At 41.0% G+C, this 19,131-nt stretch carries 18 protein-coding genes; 12 read left to right on the top strand and 6 right to left on the bottom strand.

The features are described from left to right. Positions 1-54: 54 nt before the first annotated feature. Complete coding sequence (locus RMZ95_RS13265) at positions 55-741, bottom strand: HAD-IA family hydrolase (RefSeq protein ID WP_322684140.1); 687 nt, start codon at positions 739-741, stop codon at positions 55-57. A gap of 236 nt (positions 742-977) precedes the next feature. On the opposite strand from RMZ95_RS13265, the gene RMZ95_RS13260 reads away from it, so the two are divergent. Both RMZ95_RS13260 and RMZ95_RS13255 read left to right on the top strand, forming a co-directional pair. Beyond that, complete coding sequence (locus RMZ95_RS13260; protein WP_322684139.1) at positions 978-1,751, top strand: glucosamine-6-phosphate deaminase; 774 nt, start codon at positions 978-980, stop codon at positions 1,749-1,751. Between the two features lie 70 nt (positions 1,752-1,821). Continuing rightward, on the top strand, positions 1,822-2,064 hold the full coding sequence (locus RMZ95_RS13255) for a hypothetical protein (RefSeq protein WP_322684138.1): 243 nt from the start codon (positions 1,822-1,824) through the stop codon (positions 2,062-2,064). A gap of 32 nt (positions 2,065-2,096) precedes the next feature. On the opposite strand, the gene RMZ95_RS13250 is transcribed toward RMZ95_RS13255, so the two are convergent. Continuing rightward, the gene (locus RMZ95_RS13250; protein WP_104907687.1) at positions 2,097-2,411 is read right to left on the bottom strand and encodes a hypothetical protein; all 315 of its coding nucleotides are present in this window, start codon (positions 2,409-2,411) and stop codon (positions 2,097-2,099) included. Between the two features lie 365 nt (positions 2,412-2,776). Between RMZ95_RS13250 and RMZ95_RS13245 the strand changes: the two genes are divergently transcribed. After that, a complete protein-coding gene (locus tag RMZ95_RS13245; protein WP_322672341.1) occupies positions 2,777-3,859 on the top strand; it encodes a class I fructose-bisphosphate aldolase in 1,083 nt (360 codons plus the stop codon). Between the two features lie 135 nt (positions 3,860-3,994). On the opposite strand, the gene RMZ95_RS13240 is transcribed toward RMZ95_RS13245, so the two are convergent. Then, positions 3,995-4,663, bottom strand: a complete 669-nt coding sequence (locus RMZ95_RS13240; protein ID WP_322684137.1) for a ribonuclease T2 family protein — start codon at positions 4,661-4,663, stop codon at positions 3,995-3,997. Between the two features lie 322 nt (positions 4,664-4,985). Between RMZ95_RS13240 and RMZ95_RS13235 the strand changes: the two genes are divergently transcribed. Continuing rightward, the gene (locus tag RMZ95_RS13235) at positions 4,986-6,152 is read left to right on the top strand and encodes a pyridoxal phosphate-dependent aminotransferase (RefSeq protein ID WP_322684136.1); all 1,167 of its coding nucleotides are present in this window, start codon (positions 4,986-4,988) and stop codon (positions 6,150-6,152) included. 195 nt (positions 6,153-6,347) lie between these two features. On the opposite strand, the gene RMZ95_RS13230 is transcribed toward RMZ95_RS13235, so the two are convergent. Beyond that, entirely contained in the window at positions 6,348-6,605 is a 258-nt protein-coding gene (locus RMZ95_RS13230) for a hypothetical protein (protein ID WP_322684135.1), read from the bottom strand. Between the two features lie 492 nt (positions 6,606-7,097). Next, positions 7,098-8,267, bottom strand: a complete 1,170-nt coding sequence (locus RMZ95_RS13225) for a tetratricopeptide repeat protein (protein ID WP_322684134.1) — start codon at positions 8,265-8,267, stop codon at positions 7,098-7,100. Positions 8,268-8,688: 421 nt separating this feature from the next. Here RMZ95_RS13225 and RMZ95_RS13220 point away from each other — a divergent pair, with 421 nt between their 5' ends. The 8 genes from RMZ95_RS13220 to cbiE all read left to right on the top strand — a co-directional run bounded on the left by RMZ95_RS13220 (position 8,689) and on the right by cbiE (position 17,465). Next, complete coding sequence (locus RMZ95_RS13220; RefSeq protein WP_322684133.1) at positions 8,689-9,951, top strand: proton extrusion protein PcxA; 1,263 nt, start codon at positions 8,689-8,691, stop codon at positions 9,949-9,951. A gap of 209 nt (positions 9,952-10,160) precedes the next feature. Beyond that, entirely contained in the window at positions 10,161-10,637 is a 477-nt protein-coding gene (locus tag RMZ95_RS13215) for a hypothetical protein (protein WP_322684132.1), read from the top strand. Positions 10,638-11,015: 378 nt separating this feature from the next. After that, positions 11,016-11,885: a polyphosphate kinase 2 family protein gene (locus tag RMZ95_RS13210; protein WP_322684131.1), complete on the top strand. Its 870-nt coding sequence runs from the start codon at positions 11,016-11,018 to the stop codon at positions 11,883-11,885. A gap of 144 nt (positions 11,886-12,029) precedes the next feature. Further along, the gene (locus tag RMZ95_RS13205) at positions 12,030-12,656 is read left to right on the top strand and encodes a chemotaxis protein CheB (protein ID WP_322684130.1); all 627 of its coding nucleotides are present in this window, start codon (positions 12,030-12,032) and stop codon (positions 12,654-12,656) included. A gap of 358 nt (positions 12,657-13,014) precedes the next feature. After that, complete coding sequence (locus RMZ95_RS13200) at positions 13,015-14,910, top strand: CheR family methyltransferase (RefSeq protein ID WP_409882577.1); 1,896 nt, start codon at positions 13,015-13,017, stop codon at positions 14,908-14,910. 263 nt (positions 14,911-15,173) lie between these two features. Next, a complete protein-coding gene (locus RMZ95_RS13195; RefSeq protein ID WP_322668290.1) occupies positions 15,174-15,770 on the top strand; it encodes a tRNA-(ms[2]io[6]A)-hydroxylase in 597 nt (198 codons plus the stop codon). 18 nt (positions 15,771-15,788) lie between these two features. Beyond that, the gene (locus tag RMZ95_RS13190; RefSeq protein WP_322684128.1) at positions 15,789-16,193 is read left to right on the top strand and encodes a VOC family protein; all 405 of its coding nucleotides are present in this window, start codon (positions 15,789-15,791) and stop codon (positions 16,191-16,193) included. Positions 16,194-16,238: 45 nt separating this feature from the next. Next, a complete protein-coding gene (gene cbiE / locus RMZ95_RS13185; RefSeq protein ID WP_322684127.1) occupies positions 16,239-17,465 on the top strand; it encodes a precorrin-6y C5,15-methyltransferase (decarboxylating) subunit CbiE in 1,227 nt (408 codons plus the stop codon). Here cbiE and RMZ95_RS13180 read toward each other — a convergent pair. Beyond that, on the bottom strand, positions 17,455-19,035 hold the full coding sequence (locus RMZ95_RS13180; RefSeq protein ID WP_322684126.1) for an NAD(P)/FAD-dependent oxidoreductase: 1,581 nt from the start codon (positions 19,033-19,035) through the stop codon (positions 17,455-17,457). The two genes, cbiE and RMZ95_RS13180, sit on opposite strands and share 11 nt — an antisense overlap. Positions 19,036-19,131 lie beyond the last annotated feature (96 nt).

The following is a 19,131-nucleotide window of genomic DNA, read 5'->3' as shown; positions in this document are numbered from 1 at the left end:
TTAAAAATTAAAGAATTTCTGCCTTCTGCCCCTCCGCCTCTTTGCCCTATGTCCTCAAAAATTAGAAGCGATCGCATTTAAATCTGGCTCGATGAGTGAGTTTAGTAATGTCCACAACTGCAAATCAGTAAAGTCTGGAATTGCCATAAATGCACCGACTGACTGCAAAATTTGCGGATCGTGGGTGGAGGCGATGCCAATGGTGCGGATATCTGCGCCCACTGCGGAACGAATACCAGAGGGAGAGTCTTCTAAAGCGATCGCTTCTTCTGCTGTAATCCCCAATTTATTCAGGGCAACTTGGTAGGGCACAGGATCGGGTTTACCTGCAATACAATCATCCGCTAAAACAACTGTATGGAAAGCTTCTTTTATCCCCAAAACCTCTAGCATAAATTCTGCATTTAATCTAGGAGCATTAGTTACTAATGCTCGTTTTAATTGATGTGTTTCTGTCCATGCTAGTAGTTCAGAAAATCCATTTAGCGGTTTGAGATGTGGGGCTAGTTTGCGGAACAACGCCTCTTTTTCGTCTGCAAATTGTTGCCCTTCTGCTGCTGATAATTGTGGCAGAATGTCTTTAACAATTTCTGGATTTAGCCTTCCACTAATTCGGGATTTATAAAATGTTTCGTCTATTTCTATGTTGTAATTTAACAGCATTTCCCGCCAAGCTCGGTAGTGTATGGGGTCAGTGTTGACAATAGTGCCGTCTAGGTCAAAAAGAATTGCAGCCAGCATGATTTTTCGGTAAAATGTAAATAATTGTTAACTTAATTTAAATAGTTTACATTGTTTTTTGTCTTTAGTGATTGTTCCTGCGTTAATACGGGGATTGGGGACTGGAGAATAAAATATCAAGAGTTAGTAATTAATCTGCTAAATCCTAAAATCTATACTGGATAGGGCATATAAGAGCAGACAGGTAAAACCTCTGGGCAAACTGCCGTATAATTGATAACCTTCTTCGTAAGCAAATGGTAGCCGCCACAAACTTTTTTCGTGTTGACGATTTACTAGTACAGATTTACAACTCTGAAGTCGAAATGGCTGAGGATGTTGCCGAAATCGTGCAAAAATATTTACAGCAAGTTCTTAATCTTCAAGAAACAGCTGCTGTATTGTTAGCTACAGGTAACTCCCAACTCAAATTTCTTGATGCTTTGATTGCATTGGGTGGTGTAGATTGGTCGCGGATTATTCTGTTCCATCTAGATGAATATTTGGGAATTACTGCCGATCATTCTGCTAGTTTTCGGCGTTATATGCGAGAACGTGTAGAGAATCGGATTCATCCTAAGCAATTTCACTATATAGAAGGTGATACATTACAACCAGTAGCAGAGTGCGATCGCTACACTAAATTATTGCAAGCACAACCGATTGACTTATGCTGTCTTGGTGTTGGCGAAAATGGACATTTAGCTTTTAACGATCCGGCTGTAGCAAATTTTCAAGATCCTTACAGCGTGAAACTGGTAAAACTGGATACTGTGAACCGTCAGCAACAAGTAAGTACAGGTCACTTTCCGAATTTAGAAAATGTTCCACAGTATGCTTTTACTGTCACCATCCCAACAATTTGTTCGGCTAAAAAAATTATCTGTCTTGCTCCAGAAAAACGTAAAGCGAATGTGGTAAAAGATATGCTGCAAAGCTATATCGGTACAGACTGTCCAGCTTCTATTCTTCGTCAACAACCACAAGCGACGTTGTTTTTAGATGTTAATTCTGCTAGTAGACTAGAATAAATTTAAACTTATTAACACCTAAATATTCCAAGCTAATTATTGCACTAATGCACGAGCGCATTCAGAAGCTTTGCAAAGTGGCGGATTTTTCTTTGCTGACATTCAAAACAACCAAGTAGATGCTACTGGACAAGCTATTCTACGTTTTATCGCCGCTCAAGGGGAACGGGCTATAGTCAGCCGCCAAACTCTATTGCAACAGTTCCCCGATGCTGATATTACTTTCAACTTGCTGTTGCAACGGAAGTTAATTGAGGAAGTTGATGACGGCTATCGCTTCCAAGTGGAGTTTATTCGTCGCTGGCTTATTTGAATCATGTCTGATAAGTTAACTTCTGACAAATATTACTTGTGCTGCCGTAATTGCTCTACTATATATTCTTCTAGTTCTTGTTTTTCTCTGTTACTAGCATTTCGTTGATAAGTTCTTCCAGTTTCTTGAATAAACCTACGTTTCTCGCTGGGAGAAGATTTGAGTTTACCTCCAGTTCCTTGCAGCTTTTGCTGTAATTCTTCCCAAGTTTTTTCACCCACACTTTCACCTAGTTTGACCAGTGCCTTTGGGAGTAACATTTTTGCTTCTCTTTGAAAATCTTCTTCTGTCTCAAGAGAAGCTAAATCTATATTGCTAAAGTCGATATCGATTTGAAACTTACTCATACAATTGTATTTATTTTGTTCAAAATTATTACCCAAATCCGGGAAAGAGGGGTTTTCAATTTTCAGTTACGATCGCAAGATAGTATAATTGTACTGTTTGATGTTGGTAACTGAAGTTGAAAATATCAATTCCGAAAGTTGATTTAATACTTCCGGTAGTATAGCCTTACTTATTCATTCATCACAAGATTCTCGGCTTATTGAAACAAGGGGGAAATCTCAGCCTTTTGGTTTTCATTTATAAAAGAAGATTGCTATATATTCAAAAAGAATACACATAACTAATGACCGTACAACCAAGTTAGCAATATTAGAAATGCTATCTTAAAAACAAGGTCATTTGCTCAGTTTTTGAGGATAATACTATGACTACAACGCTCAAAGAGCCTAATTTTATTGAATCATTGCTAGGTAAAGAGGCTGAAGACCTGCTTACTTACAAAGCAAAAGTTTCTCGTGATTTAATACATTTACCGGGCCCAGACTTTGTAGATCGCATCTGGCTCAACAGCGATCGCAATCCTCAAGTATTGCGTAATATCCATTTACTTTACTCTACTGGTCGTCTGGCAAACACAGGTTATCTCTCGATTTTACCAGTAGACCAAGGGATTGAACACTCAGCTGGTGCGTCTTTTGCGCCCAATCCGATTTACTTCGACCCAGAAAATATTCTCAAGCTAGCGATCGCCGCAGGTTGCAATGCGGTTGCTACCACTTTGGGAACATTAGGCATTGTATCACGGAAATATGCCCACAAAATCCCCTTTATTGCCAAAATCAACCACAACGAATTGCTGACTTTCCCCAATCAATTTGACCAGGTATTGTTTGCGGATGTAGAACAAGCTTGGAATTTAGGGGCGGCTGCCGTAGGTGCGACAATTTACTTTGGTTCCGAGAATTCTACCAGACAAATTCAGGAAATCAGCAAAGCTTTTAAACGCGCCCATGAACTGGGTTTGGCGACTATTCTCTGGTGCTATCTGCGGAATAACGCTTTTAAACAAGATAAAGATTACCACCTTGCGGCTGACCTCACCGGACAAGCGAATCATTTGGGTGTAACCATTGAAGCTGACATTATCAAACAAAAGTTACCCGAAAATAACAATGGTTACGGTGCAATTGCCAAAGCCACTGGTAAGAGTTACGGCAAAACCGATGAGCGGGTTTACACAGAGTTGACAACCGATCACCCAATTGATTTAGCTCGTTACCAAGTACTAAATTGCTACTCTGGGCGTGTCGGGTTGATTAATTCTGGTGGCGCGACTGGTAAAAATGACTTCGCCGAAGCAATACGCACCGCCGTAATCAACAAACGCGCTGGTGGTTCAGGATTAATTTCTGGGCGAAAAACTTTCCAACGTCCCTTTGAGGAAGGTGTAAAACTGTTTCATAACATTCAAGATGTTTATTTGTCGCCAGATGTGACGATCGCTTAGGGAACGGGGAGTGGGGAGCAGGGGAAGACAAGGGGACAAGGGGACAAGGGGACAAGGAGATAAACAAAACTCTTAACTCTTAACTCAGCACTCCTAACGCCCAATGCCCAATGCCCTATTCCCTATTCCCCATTTTTATCTAACGTTTCTCAATAAGAAATCTGGCTGGCCACAACTTTTTTGCGATCGCTTCAAAATTTCGGCGCTACAAATACCAGGTTCGCCGTTTTTGGAATAACAAAAGAAGACTTCTTGCAAAAATCTTCCTGAACCAGAACAAAAAGGTGCTATACCATCAGCATTAATTTTATTATTCGCACTCACAAATGAATTTTTAAAATTTGTAATTGTGGTACGCACGGGTTTATTAGGGCGATTGTAAGCTGCGGGAATAGCGATCGCATCTTTTAATTTTTTACTCAATGCCAAGTATTCCGCAGGAGTTTTCCCCGAACAAGTACCATGTTTTTCCCATTCATGATCGTAAAGTTTATTACTAGGATACAAATTGGGAAATTGCCGCTTTACTTCCGACGGTAATTTTTGCGTGGAACAATTAGCAGGATAACCAGTTTGGTACTGCGGCCACAAACCATGTAGTACAAAACCAAGTTTCCTTCCAGTACCACACTGCTGCTTGTCACGGCTACCATTTGCCGCACAATAATCCGGCGACCAAGAGAGTGTTAGTACATAAAAATCAAATTTCCCCGGAGTACCGCGATTTTGAGCAATGGCAGCATTAGGTATAAAAAGACCAGTAATTAGCAGAGAAGATGCAATTAAAAGTTTCTTAATCTGCATATAAACAATTAGTTTTCACTAAAAATCAAGTTATATACGATACATCCTTAAGAGTCAATAATCAAACTGCTTTGCGGAGTCATTTGTCATTGGTCATTTGTCATTTGTCATTTGTCATTTGTCATTGGGCGTTAGGAGTGCTGAGTTAAGAGTTAAGAGTTTTGTTTATCTCCTTGTCCCCTTGTCCCCTTGTCCCCTTGTCTCCCCCTGCTCCCCTGCTCCCTCATCTCGCCAATCCTCAACGAATTTAGAAAAAGCAAATCTTGGTAGGGATTCTGGGATATCCTTAGATAAGTGAAAGATTTGCCAAAAAATAGTAAGAATGAAGCTGGCAGCAAGAGTAAGTCAGGTAACACCTTCATTAACCTTAGCGATCGCAGCCAAGGCTAAGGCACTGAAGGCGGAAGGAATAGATGTTTGTAGTTTTAGCGCTGGAGAACCAGATTTTGATACCCCGGCGCATATTAAAGCCGCAGCAGTCAAAGCTTTGGATGAAGGCAAAACCAAATATGGTGCAGCAGCCGGAGAACCAAAGTTAAGGGAAGCGATCGCCCACAAGCTTAAAACCGACAATAGTCTTGATTACAAGTCAGAGAATGTGATTGTCACCAATGGCGGTAAGCATTCTCTGTACAACTTAATCGTGGCGCTAATCGATCCAGGCGATGAGGTAATTATCCCTGCACCTTACTGGCTAAGTTATCCCGAAATGGTAACTTTGGTCGGTGGAGTCCCGGTGATTGTGCCTACAGATGCGACGACGGGTTATAAAATTACTCCCGAACAACTCCGTAAAGCGATCGGGCCGAAGACGAAGTTATTTATCCTCAACTCTCCATCTAATCCCACTGGGATGGTGTACACGCCAGATGAAATCAAAGCACTGGCGCAGGTAATAGTTGATGCAGATATCTTTGTTGTCTCTGATGAGATTTACGAAAAGATTCTCTACGACGGTGCAGAACACATCAGCATCGGTTCTCTTGGGAAGGAAATTTTTGATCGTACTTTGATTAGTAATGGGTTTGCGAAAGCTTATTCCATGACTGGGTGGCGTCTGGGCTATTTAGCGGGGCCTGTGGAAATCATTAAAGCAGCCAGTACCATCCAAGGGCATAGTACATCTAACGTGTGTACCTTTGCCCAATATGGTGCGATCGCGGCGCTACAAAGTTCTCAAGATTGTGTCGAAGAAATGCGCCAAGCCTTCGCCAAACGACGACAAGTAATGCTAGACAGACTCAACGCCATTCCCGGATTGAGTACTGCAAAACCAGATGGCGCTTTTTATCTGTTCCCTGATATCAGCAAAACCGGTCTAAAATCTTTAGAATTTTGTGACGCTTTGTTGGAAGAACATCAAGTTGCAGTCATTCCCGGAATTGCTTTTGGCGCTGATGACAACATTCGCCTTTCCTACGCCACAGATATGGCGACGATTGAAAAGGGAATGGATAGATTAGAGAAATTTGTCAAGTCGCGTATTTAGTTGGTTGTCATTTGTCAGTTGTCATTTGTACTGAGCGAAGTCGAAGTATTTGTCATTTGTGAGGAGCATTTCTCTACTCTTCGACTTTTTAACTCCACCTTTTCGACTCAGAACTGGTGGAGTTCATTTTTAAACCTCAAGTTTCGTGTTCCGAAGTTCAAGTTCCGAGTTCTGATGCTCAAGTTCCAGGAGTTTTTAGTAAAACATCGCTTCTTTCATTGGCTCTATGTCAGCTAAAAACAACTCGCGGGATTCAAGATAATATAAGATTGCTTCAATAGGATCTCGTGCTTCGATTGGATAATGCCTTTGCTCGTATGCTTTCACAAGCGCAGTTAAAACTTCCAAGCGGTCAAACTCTGGTGTATTTAGTTCTGCATCAAACAATCTTTCAATTTCATCAAGTGCAGCACGATAATCAGCTTCGGTGTGGATAAGATGGGTTTCAAGCATAGGTATTACTTCCTCAGATACTTATTGCATCTACGTTGTTGTATTCTTTAAAAAATTATGCCCGTGAAGGTAATTATGCTGCCAACATCACCGAAGATGAACAAAATATACGAAATAATTTTATATCTTTATTCATAAAATAATGGAAAGTTTGATACTGCCAAAAGTTTTGATTTTAACTTTTGGGTTGGTATTTTTAGATTAGGTAACAATCGGGGAGAACTAGGGGAGGCAAGTCTTGAGACTATAAGTCAATACAGTTAACTTAACTGTATTGAACTATACTTCAGTCTGATGTTTTATGTTTCCAGCTTCAAGTTTTTGAAGTTCCGCATATTCACACAAACAACCTTTGTCATTTGTCATTTGTCATTTGTCATTTGTCATTTGTTATTCTCCTCCATACCCAATGCCCAATGCCCAATGCCCCATGCCCCATGCCCAATGCCCAATGCCCCATGCCCCATGCCCAATGCCCCATGCCCCAATGCCCTATATCAACTGCATCTCTTGCAATCCCTGGCGTAGTCTCTTCGCTTCTTCGGGATTATACCTTTCGTGAAGGGCGATCGCTTTTTTAAAAGCTGCTAAACTATCTTGATGATTGCCAACTTTCAGCAACACTACCCCCAAATTTTGATATGCTTCGGCATAGTTGGGATTTAAGGTAATTGCATGTTGATAATATACGATCGCATCTGCAAATAAACCCAAAGCCTTAAATGTCATCGCCAAATTATAATGTCCAAAAACAAAAGTGGGATCGATTTTCAAAGCTGTGATATAAGCAGTTTTCGCACCGTTGAAATCTCCTGCTGCTTTGAGTAAGTTACCCAAGTTGTTGTATGCTCCTAGTTTCAGCATGGGATAAATTGGCAATTTGATGGCAGCTTGATAGTGAGAAATCGCTTGTGGGGATTTTTGCAACCGACTGTAGGCAATGCCTAAATGATAGTGGAGTTCATATAAAATATCGTAGTTGTCTTCAGCAACGATGATTCCATGTCTTAGCAAATCCATACCTTGAGAAATTTTCCCAGTTTGCACATACAACGCTCCTAATTTACTGCAAACATAGGGATCGTTGGGATGAGTTGCGAGAAACCCTTCCATTGCTGTAGTGGCTTTGGCATATTTGTTATTTTGAGCGATCGCACTTTTTTGATATCCTGTGTGTATAAGGGCAACCCCAGGTAAATAACCTATTTGCCAATGGGGTTCTTTGGTTAAAATTTCTGACACACTATCATCTACCAAGGCATGGTAAGGACGGTCAAAACGAATATCTGGATGATTGCGGAATAGCCTGGAAACCAGAGAATAAGGAGATTGTTCTGCACCAACTTCTTGGCGGACGAGGTTGAGGAGCAAATATTCATCTCTTGCGATCGCCTCTCGTAACTGCGGTACAATTGTTGGAGTTAGAGTTTCATCAGCATCTAATACCAAAATCCAATCACCAGTGACATATTTGAGAGCTGCATTGCGGGCAGCACTGAAGTCATTACACCATTTAAAATGATGAACTTTTGCACCGAGTTGTTGGGCAATATTGGGAGTGCGATCGATTGAGCCTGTATCCAAGACTATCATTTCATCCACTACTTTTCTCACACTGCTCAGGCATTTAGGCAGTGTTGCTGCTTCGTTTTTCACAATCATGCATAGACTCAAACTCATAATTTAAAACTTGGGAGTGGCGAGTAGTGAATAGAAGGATAAGGGAGATGAGAAAGCAACATCTTTACTTCCTATTCCCTTTAACAGTGATAGACTCTGCATAGTGAAAAATTTGCTTTGATTGTGAAATGTTACAATCAAGGCTTTTATATAGAGCATAAATACTGACCTCTAGTGTCAATAATGACAGTGTAATGGATAAACTGCCAATATAAATAACCAGTGCCAATCTATGCCGCATCTGATACAGGTAATATAAAATTGCTAGCGTAGACCTAGCCCTTCCTAGACATCGCATCAGGGAGTATTACCTGAATCTGGATTGGACTAACTATTTAGCTATATTACCCATTTTTTATGATTATATAACTATAATACACATTATCTAAAAGTCATATATGTAATGAAAAACTCACTTACCAGAACATTCCAAAAATATTTGCGATCGCTTAAGCGTTGGTTTTCAGATACGCCAGAAAGGGCACTTTTAGAAGCTTACCAAGCAGCTCAGAGAATTAAAAACGTTGAGAACGAATATTTTGATAGCAAAAAAATATCTTTACAATCAGTAAACTATACTGAAAATGTCATGTCTTATTGGCAAGTATATCTTAATAAGAATCTAACTATTATTAAGTTCAGGCTTGCAGAATTTCAGCTTAGTCGGGGAATTGTCAATATTTCTAATTCGGTTTTATTAGAAAAATTGAAGGTTATTGATGAAGTAGTAGAGAAATATGCTATCAAAGATGAAGTAATTAACAATACTTCTTTAGTGTCAACATATCAGCCTTTAAACATTAATGATAACGAAATAAAAAAACAGCTAAATTCATCTAATATAAACGATCCTCAAATTAACCCTCCAATTCCAAAACCTAGATTGCCTAAGAATTCTATCGGCAGAAGGATTAATAAAATTCAAGCAGATTTTGCACCGCAGACAGAAGAAGAATTTATCAGGAATTATCGTCTTTCTAAAGGTAGAACAATAATTGCCCTGCGATTTTTGATAGTTCTCATTCTTGTACCGCTTTTAACTCAATATTTTTCTAAAGAATATATTGTAAGTCCAATCCTAGAAAGGGTTAGAGGAGATAATGCAACTACAATATTTATCAATTCTGATATGGAAAAAGAAGCTCTCCATGAATTTCATAATTTTCAAGAAGAATTGAGATTTGAATATTTTATTAATCAAGCACCAGCACTTTCTTCAGAGTTAACACAAGAAAAAATTAAGAGTAAAGCACTTGAAATCTCGGAAGAATTTAGCAGAAAAAGTAATAGTAGTATTAGTAATGTTTTTGCAGATTTAATATCACTTTTTTCTTTTGGCATAGTTATCGCCATGAGCAAAAGAGAAATTGCGATCCTTAAGTCTTTTATGGATACCATTGTCTCTGGTCTGAGCGATAGTGCCAAAGCTTTTTTAATTATTCTGTTTACAGATATATTTGTCGGATTTCACTCACCAGATGGGTGGGAAGTCCTGCTTGCAGGATTGGCAGAACATTTAGGTCTACCACCCACTAGAAATGTAATCTTTTTCTTTATTGCTACATTTCCTGTGATTTTAAATACTATCTTTAAATATTGGATATTCCGCTATCTCAGTCGTTTATCTCCATCGGCATTAGCTACATTAAAAGAAATGGACGAATAGTTTGTAATTATCCAACGCCCAAATTCACTTACTTTGAGTAAAAAATATGTTTTTCCCTATAAATCAATTAATTACGAATTACATTAGCGTTGCGCTAACGAGTCCACGAACGTTATTACGAATTACGAATTACGAATTACGAATTATTTTCACGCATTTGTCTTTTGATTCGCTAGGCTATGTATATCCTGGTTTTTCCGAAGTATACTATGGATTTTGAAAGCAAAGCTAATGCCTCAACTCCTACAGACAACATAGAGTTTGCTCAACCAACTACTACCCGTAAGCCACTGGAACTGCTGCGAGATACTGAGGCTTTACTTCGTCGCCCAACTGTAGCGAAACTGTCGCCGATTTTGCCATCAAAACTGAGTAATAGATTCCAAGCAGCCTCATCTTTGGCGGATGACTCCTTTAAGGAACTGGCAGAAATTGACCTAAATACTATTAATGATTTTGAACTGCGTTCTGCACGAATTTTTATTGGCTTGAGCCTTGTTGGTTTTGGGGCACTGATGATATTGATGCTGCTGCTATACTTAAATACATTGCATCCAAAAACCAGTACAGTTGTACAAATTCGGCAATATTGGTATCAATATATTTGGTTTGTCTGTTTAGGTATTACGGGGATGTTTATCTTGGGACGTGAAGCAATGCGTCCTATGCCAAAGCGACGGAAGTAAGTAGATGAGAATAAATCGAAGTAAATTAAGTAATGTAAGAAATCTGGTTTTTACCCCACCCTAACCCTCCCCTTGGAAAGGGGAGGGAACTAGATTTTCCAGTTTCCCCCCTTTACAAGGGGGGATTAAGGGGGGTAATTCAACTTATGTGTACACCGTAGCCAATGCATCGGGGGAATTAAGGGGGGTAATTCAACTTGTGTGTACACCGTAGCCTTTATAAGGGGAGGGCTGGGGAGGGGTGATTCAAGGATTTTTGCAAGAGGACTAAAGTCCTCACTACAAACTTTTAATTATTTACGTTGCTTTATTTAACTTTCAGGGATTAACGCTTCAAAATGTGCTTGGGTATTAAATAGCTGTTAGGAGATTTTATAAATGAATCATGATGCTTTCATTGTTCCACCTGGTTCAAAGATTTCTCTGAAAAAAAACTATGACCCAGCTTATAAAACTGATTTTCATCAAAAAGCTGATGCTGCAACCAAATTAAAGGTAGATATTGAACGACTAGCTAATTACCAAAATATTCTCTATGCTCAAAATACCTATGCTCTGTTGATTATTTTTCAAGCAATGGATGCTGCTGGCAAAGACAGCACTATTAAACACGTAACTTCTGGTGTTAATCCACAGGGATTTCAGGTGTTTAGTTTTAAGGGCCCCAGTGCGGAAGAATTAGACCATGATTACTTGTGGCGCTCAATGAAAGCTCTGCCAGAAAGAGGAAGAATTGGCATATTTAACCGCTCATACTATGAAGAAGCGCTAGTGGTTCGCGTCCATCCAGAAATGCTTCAAAAACAACAACTTCCTTATATTCCTAATGGCAATAAGATATGGAAACAGCGTTTTGAAGAAATAAATAACTTTGAAAAATATTTGGTTGATAATGGCGTAATCATTTTGAAGTTTTTTCTAAATGTCTCTAAGTCAGAGCAGAAAAAACGCTTTTTAGCACGGATTGACTCTCCTGATAAAAATTGGAAGTTTTCAGATAATGATGTCCGAGAACGAGCTTTTTGGGATGATTATATGAATGCTTATGAAGAAGTTTTTAATAATACTAGTACTAAATGGGCACCGTGGTATATTATCCCTGCCGATCGCAAATGGTTTACACGGCTAACCGTTGCTAATATTATCTGCACAAAATTAGAAGAACTAAATCTGCAATACCCAACAGTTAGTGAGGAACATAAGCAGCAACTTTTGGAAGCGAAACGTATTCTAGAGCAGGAAGATTAACCTGTGAATTCGATCGCTAAAGGCAAAAAAATGCTGAAGTAGTTCAAATATCCTGTATAATATATGTAAATAATAAAAAATTGTAACTTAATTAATGCTATTTGTAACTAAAGAAGTTACGCAAATAGTCATAGGCGCAAAATCATGATTGAAATGGCAGAAAATGCCAAAAATCATCCACCTCACTTTACTAATGCTGCCTTTGATCTAGTGGCGATCGCAGCCTCCGCAGGCGGACTGACTGCTATAATTCAAGTGCTATCGATTCTAAAAGCAGAATTTCCAGCCGCGATCGCCATTGTGCAACACTTGGCTCCCGAACATCCGTCGTTTATGGCAGAAATTCTCAGTCGGCGCACAGATATTACTGTCAAACAGGCACAAGAAGGAGATTCCCTTACCCCAGGAACGGCTTACATTGCTCCACCCGATCGTCACTTGTTGGTTAACGGTGACGGTACACTTTCCTTATCACAGTCGGAATTAGTACATTTTTTACGTCCTTCGGCTGACTTATTATTTGAATCAGTTGCAGCCACTTACAAAGACAGAGCGATCGCTCTTGTGCTAAGTGGAACGGGTAGCGATGGCACAATCGGAATAGAAGCAATTAAAAAAATGGGCGGTACTGTCATTGTCCAAGACGTAAAAACCGCCGAATTTGCGGGGATGCCCTCCGCCGCAATTAACACTGGCAATGTAGATTTTATTCTACCTCTTGATGAAATTTCTACCACCCTGGTAAGTTTAATCATGGGAAAATTTAACTAAACTCAGAGGCATAGGGACAGAGGAGTAGAGGAAATATGTATTAAAGTGCAACTAACTTAGTGTCAACATAGTTTAATGAGGCTTTGAACTCCATTAATGAGTCTTTGAACTCCGTTAATGAAGCTTAGAACTCCATTAATGAAGCTTAGAACTCCATTAATGAGTCTTTGAACTCCATTAATGAGGCTTTGAACTCCATTAATGAGGCTTAGAACTCCATTAATGAGGCTTTGAACTCCATTAATGAGGCTTTGAACTCCGTTAATGAAGCTTTGAACTCCATTAATGAGTCTTTGATACTTGTGGAAGCATAATCAAAACTCCACTCCTTTGTTCCTGCCCCCTGCCCCCTTAAACTATGACTTCCGCAGAAAAAGATCCTAAATTTGAAAATTTACTGGTTTATCTCAGACAAAGCCGGGGATTTGATTTTACAGGCTATAAGCGCTCGACTTTGATACGTCGAGTATTCAAGCGGATGCAGTCATTAAACATAGAAAATTTTGAAGAGTATCAAGACTATCTAGAAGTTTATCCTGAAGAATTTAATCATCTTTTCAATACGATTTTAATTAACGTCACCGCTTTTTTTCGAGATTCATCAGCTTGGGAAGAAATAGCAGAGCAAATACTGCCTAATCTGATTAACAATAAAAAAGCATCCGAGCAAATCCGTATCTGGAGCGCTGGCTGTGCTTCTGGAGAAGAAGCTTATACCCTGGCAATGTTGATGGCCCAAATATTGGGAGCAGAGGAATTTCGTCAACGAGTAAAAATCTACGCCACAGATGTAGATGAAGATGCTCTCAACCAGGCTAGGCAAGCCGTGTATTCAGAAAAAGATGTCCAATCTATACCAGATGAACTGCGGCAGAAATACTTTGAATTTGTCGGGAACCGCCATGTTTTCCGCCAAGACTTGCGCCGCTCAGTGATTTTTGGTCGCCACGATTTGCTTCAAGATGCACCCATTTCGCGCTTAGATTTATTAGTCAGCCGCAATACATTAATGTATTTTAATTCTGAGACTCAAGGGCGAATTCTAGCCCGGTTTCATTTTGCACTAAATGAGAATGGCTATTTGTTTTTAGGAAAAGCAGAGATGCTATTGATGCATTCTAACTTGTTTACGCCGCTGGACTTGAAAAACCGAATATTTACTAAAGTATCGACGGTGAATTTACGCGATCGCCTTTTAGTTATGGCAAATCCCGCAGATGACGAATCTAGCAACCGTTTGGCTCAAAATGTCCGATTGCGAGATATGGGTTTTGACACAACTCCAATCGCCCAAATAGTCATTGATACCAATGGCACTCTGGTAATGGTGAACGAGCAAGCGCGAATTTTGTTCGCCCTTTTCCCCAAAGATTTAGCTCGTCCCTTCCAGGATCTAGAACTTTCCTATCGGCCTGTTGAATTGCGATCGCTAATTGAACGGGCTTATACCGAACGCCGTCCTGTGATCCTAACAAATGTAGAGCGCTATATATCTAACACAGAAATTCAATATTTAGATGTACAAATTACGCCTTTACAAGAAACAGATAACAGCTTATTAGGAGTCAGTATTTCCTTTCACGATGTCAGCCGTTATATTAAACTTCAAGATGCGTTGAAACGTTCCCAACAAGAATTAGAAACTACCAACGAAGAATTACAATCTACCAATGAAGAATTAGAAACTACCAACGAAGAATTACAATCTACCAATGAAGAGTTAGAAACTACCAACGAAGAACTCCAATCTACCAATGAAGAATTGGAGACAATGAATGAAGAACTCCAATCTACTAATGAAGAATTACAGACAATTAATAGCGAACTGAACCAGCGCACCACAGAACTTAATCACACAAATATTAGTCTAATTTCTATTCTCAGAAGTCTGCAAACGGGAATAGTGGTAATTGACAGCAGCTTTAATATCTCTATTTGGAATTATATGGTAGAAGATTTATGGGGCTTGCGAACTGATGAAGTGATCGGCAAGTCTATTTTCAGCTTAGATATTGGGCTACCCGTCGAGCAGTTGCGATCGCCTATTCGTGAATCCCTATCCGGGAGAAAGCAGTTTCAAGAAACGATCCTCGATGCTACCAATCGTCGAGGTAGGCAAATAAAATGTTACCTGGCAATTACTCCGCTGTTTGGTGCTGAAATGCAAGGAGCAGTTTTGATGATGGTAGATGTAGAGAAAGTCAGCAGTATGATTTCTACTCAAGACATAGAGAAACGGCAGCAGCAGGAATGAGGGAGGCAGGGGGCAGCACTTCGGCTACGCTCAGTGACCGGGGGGCAGGGGGCAGGGGAGCAGGGGAGCAGGGGAGCAGGGAAGGTAGGGAGAAAAGAACTTGATTTTCTGACGATAAATCTCGCAAAGTTTCTTTGGTGGACTAATAGTTTAAACTATTGAAAAATCCAAAATCCCTTCGGGTTCGGTAGTCCCCCATCGACGGGAACCGCCAAGACGGGGGCTACCTCACCAAAATCCAAAATCCAAAATTGATTAACTCTGTGCTTACTCAGTTATCCACTATCAACGCCCTGAAACAGCCTACTAGTTCTGCTTGGTTAGAACAAGCGATCGCTAATTTAGATATCATCTTACTCGACCACTCGCACTGCGAACGCAAAGCAGCAGGCGTAGCCTTAAACATGATGTTTCGCTACCCTTCCAATACTAAAATGGTTCGGGAGTTAACTGCGATCGCCCGCGAAGAACTAGAACATTTTGAGCTAGTCAACCAATGGTTAGAACGCCGAAATATTCCCCTAGCTCCCCTACCACCGCCTCCTTATGGCGCGGGTTTAAAAGCTCAAGTACGCCCCAAAGAACCTGAGCGATTTTTGGATTCCTTACTAGTCACTGGTTTAATTGAAGCTCGCTCTCACGAACGCCTGGGACTATTAGCTGCTCACTGTCCAGAGCCAGAGTTAGCAAAATTTTATCGTGGGCTAATGGCATCCGAAGCGCGTCACTACGGTATATATTGGGTTTTAGCTGCTACTTATTTCGACAAAGAAATTGTTATGCAGCGGCTTGATGAATTAGCAATTGTCGAAAGCGAGTTGCTGGCGACTTTGCACCCAGAACCTAGAATTCACAGTTAGTAGACTAACCCAACAGATATGAAGCTTCAGCTAACACACCTGAGACTGCTTGTCTCCAACTACAAAGATTCTTTTCTGTTCTACCGGGATCTGCTGAAATTTGATGTCGATTGGGGCGATGAAAATAGCGGATATGCTGAGTTTAATACCGGATATCTCAAGCTGGGTTTACTCAAACAAGAATTAATGGCTGAAGTAGTCCCAAGAATTGAACAACCTTCATACGTTGTCAATCGAGATAAAATAGTCTTGATTTTGGCAGTCGATAACGTGGATGAGGTCTATGAGCAAGTAAAGGCTCAAAATGCGCTCGTTGTGACTCAACCACAAGATCGCCCAAGCTGGGGAATCCGCACAGATCATTTGCGCGATCCCGATGGCAATCTGATCGAAATCTACAACAATCTCGGAATTATCAGTTAAAAGTTCCTGCCAATAACGTTATGAAGTAATTAATCATGAATTAGCATGATACAAAAATGGCTTTCTATTGTTGGCATTGGGGAAGATGGATTACAGGGGTTAAGCGCGATCGCTCGTTCTTTAATCGATCGAGCTCAAGTAATTGTGGGAGGCGATCGCCATTTAGCAATGCTTCCTACAGACGATCGACGTGAGAAACTAGTCTGGACATCTCCCATTAGTGCTTCAGTAGAGGAAATCATTCAGCGCCGGGGTCAGTCAATCTGCGTACTCGCAAGCGGCGATCCGATGTGTTACGGCATTGGTGTCACCTTAGCGCGGCGAATTCCCGTCTCTGAAATGACGATTATCCCCGCACCTTCAGCCTTCAGCCTCGCCTGTGCCAGGGTGGGATGGTCTTTGACTGAGGTAGAAACCTTGAGTTTGAATGGTCGTCCATCCTCCCTACTCCAGTCTTACATTTATCCGGGAGCGCGACTGTTGATTTTGAGTGAGGGTAAAGACACCCCAGCGCTGGTTGCTCAAATTTTGACAAATCGCGGCTATGGTGGCAGTAAGCTCACCGTATTGGAGCGTATGGGCGGCGCTCATGAAAGAATTGTAGAAGGTACGGCTGCATCCTGGGGTGAAACCGAAGTTGCGGCTTTGAATGCGATCGCAGTTAATTGTATTGCTGATACTGGGGTTATTTCATTACCAAGATTACCAGGATTGCCAGATAACGCCTACCACCACGATGGACAGTTAACGAAGCGTGAAGTTAGGGCAATCACCCTAACAGCTTTAGCACCTACACCAGGAGAGTTATTGTGGGATGTGGGTGCGGGTTGCGGCTCAATTTCAATTGAATGGATGCGGAGTAATGCGCAATGTCGAGCGATCGCGATCGAACAAAACTCCTCTAGACTACTGTATATTGCCGATAATGCCGCCACTCTCGGAACTCCAAATCTGCAAATCATTGAAGGCAAAGCGCCCCATGCCCTGAAAGATTTGCCAGCACCAAATGCCATTTTTATTGGTGGTGGGGTGACAGCAACAGGACTTTTTGATGTTTGCTGGGAAGCACTGCGGCCGGGTGGACGCTTAGTGGCCAATGTTGTCACAGTTGAGGGCGAGCAGACTTTATTTCAATGGCATGAACGAGTCGGTGGCAATTTAACTCGTATTGCCATCCAACGGGCGGAACCTATTGGTAAATTTTTAGGTTGGCGAGCAATGGCGGCTGTGACGCAATGGGTAGTAGTGAAGTCTGAAAAATTTAATGGTTAATGTATGAGTGCCTAGACGTTTCGTCTTGTCGCAGACATCGCTTTTGTAATTTGGCGATCGCAGAATCATTAAGAGATGGCTGTTGTTTTGCCTGTAATTCCTGTCGGAGATTCTTATAGGCAGATGGGTCTGCTGGCATCATCAACTCTGCAAGCAGGTTTCCTGGTTTGCGGCGGGTGCTAAGACCCATATCCTGAAGCAATTCATCAATGTAATGGAATGTAAAAGGAGTTACACATGCTCCACTGACGAAAGAATAAGGTCTATCTTTCTTCCTCCATTCCAACTCTGCCGTTACATCCTCTAACATCTGTTGCGGGGATGGTAAAGATATATTTCCTTTGACATACTCTGATAACCACCTAGCACCAATTTCTGCTGATAACTGGGCACAGAAAGTATAGTTATAACCAACAAAACCCATCTGGGGAACATGAGGGTGAATGAGATGGCGGTAAAGATGGATAGTGCCTTCCTCATCAAATACGTGTCTGCGGTACTTCTCTTCTAGAAAGGGGATATCCTGAAGAAAGCCCGTGCCAAAGACAACAATATCTGCCTGTATTTGCTCGCCGTTATTCAATTCGACGCCAGTAGCAAGAAACTTGTCGATTTTTGTCTTCACAGCACGAATTTTGCCTGCGCGTATATGCTCAAAAAAGCCTTTAGGCACTAAGCCGACACTACAACCAATCAATTTGTTCATCGGTTGTTTGGGCACCATCCCACAAGCATCAAGAGGAAACTGTAAACGCATGATAGTCTCATTTAGCCGCCAGAATGCCCACACTAGTGGCTTGCCAAAACTATGCAGCCATTTTTCCCATCCTTGAAGTTTATGATAGGGCATCCAAGTTTCTGCAAACCGAGTTAAGAAAATATACTTGATGTTGAACAAACCGAGAAAGAAGTTGGGAAATTTCCACAACGCTTGACGGAACACAAGGGTACATTCCTTAGCCTTGCTAGCTGCGAAATTCGCTAGATCGGTGGCTGACTTGCCAAAACCGACAACAACCACTCGCTTGCCCTCAATTACAGAGCCGTCATTAAAGTTATTAGTATGTATTATCTGACCTCCGGCGGCAATGAACTCTTCCATTCCCGGCAAGTTAGGAATGTAGGGAATATCATAAGTGCCATTGCATACAATCACAAAGTCGAAGTTGTAATTTTGTTTTCCGATCTCCTTACCATCTTCTTGAAAGCTAACACTAACCATCCATCCAGGAGTATTTCCTGATTTGCGCTCCACTTTAGTTACTTTTGCACCGAACTGAATTTTTTCTGTGACACCAAAGTGTTGGGCATAGGATTCAAGGTAAGCGCATATTTGCTCTCCTGAAGGCCATTCTGGATAGGACGCAGGCATAGGATAGTCTGAGAAAGCATAGGTGTCTCTGGGATTTTGAAGCGAGAGTCCTGGGTAAGCCCTCGACCTTTCCCACACACCGCCAAGTTCCTGCCGTTTCTCGAACAATGTAACCTCGTAACCTTCTTCAAGAAATGTTTTGGCTGAGACTAATCCGCTCACGCCTGCCCCAATCACGCATATTTGTTTCGCTGTCATTTTGGGTTCTCCTCAATTATTATCGGACTTACGGAAAAGTACACGGAGTAGGGGCAATTCATGAATTGTCCTAAGAAGAAAATCAAAGCTTTGACT

The sequence above is a fragment of the Nostoc sp. DedQUE07 genome, assembly GCF_034530975.2.
Lineage (GTDB): Bacteria > Cyanobacteriota > Cyanobacteriia > Cyanobacteriales > Nostocaceae > Nostoc.
This window is presented reverse-complemented; position numbering and strand designations above follow the sequence as displayed.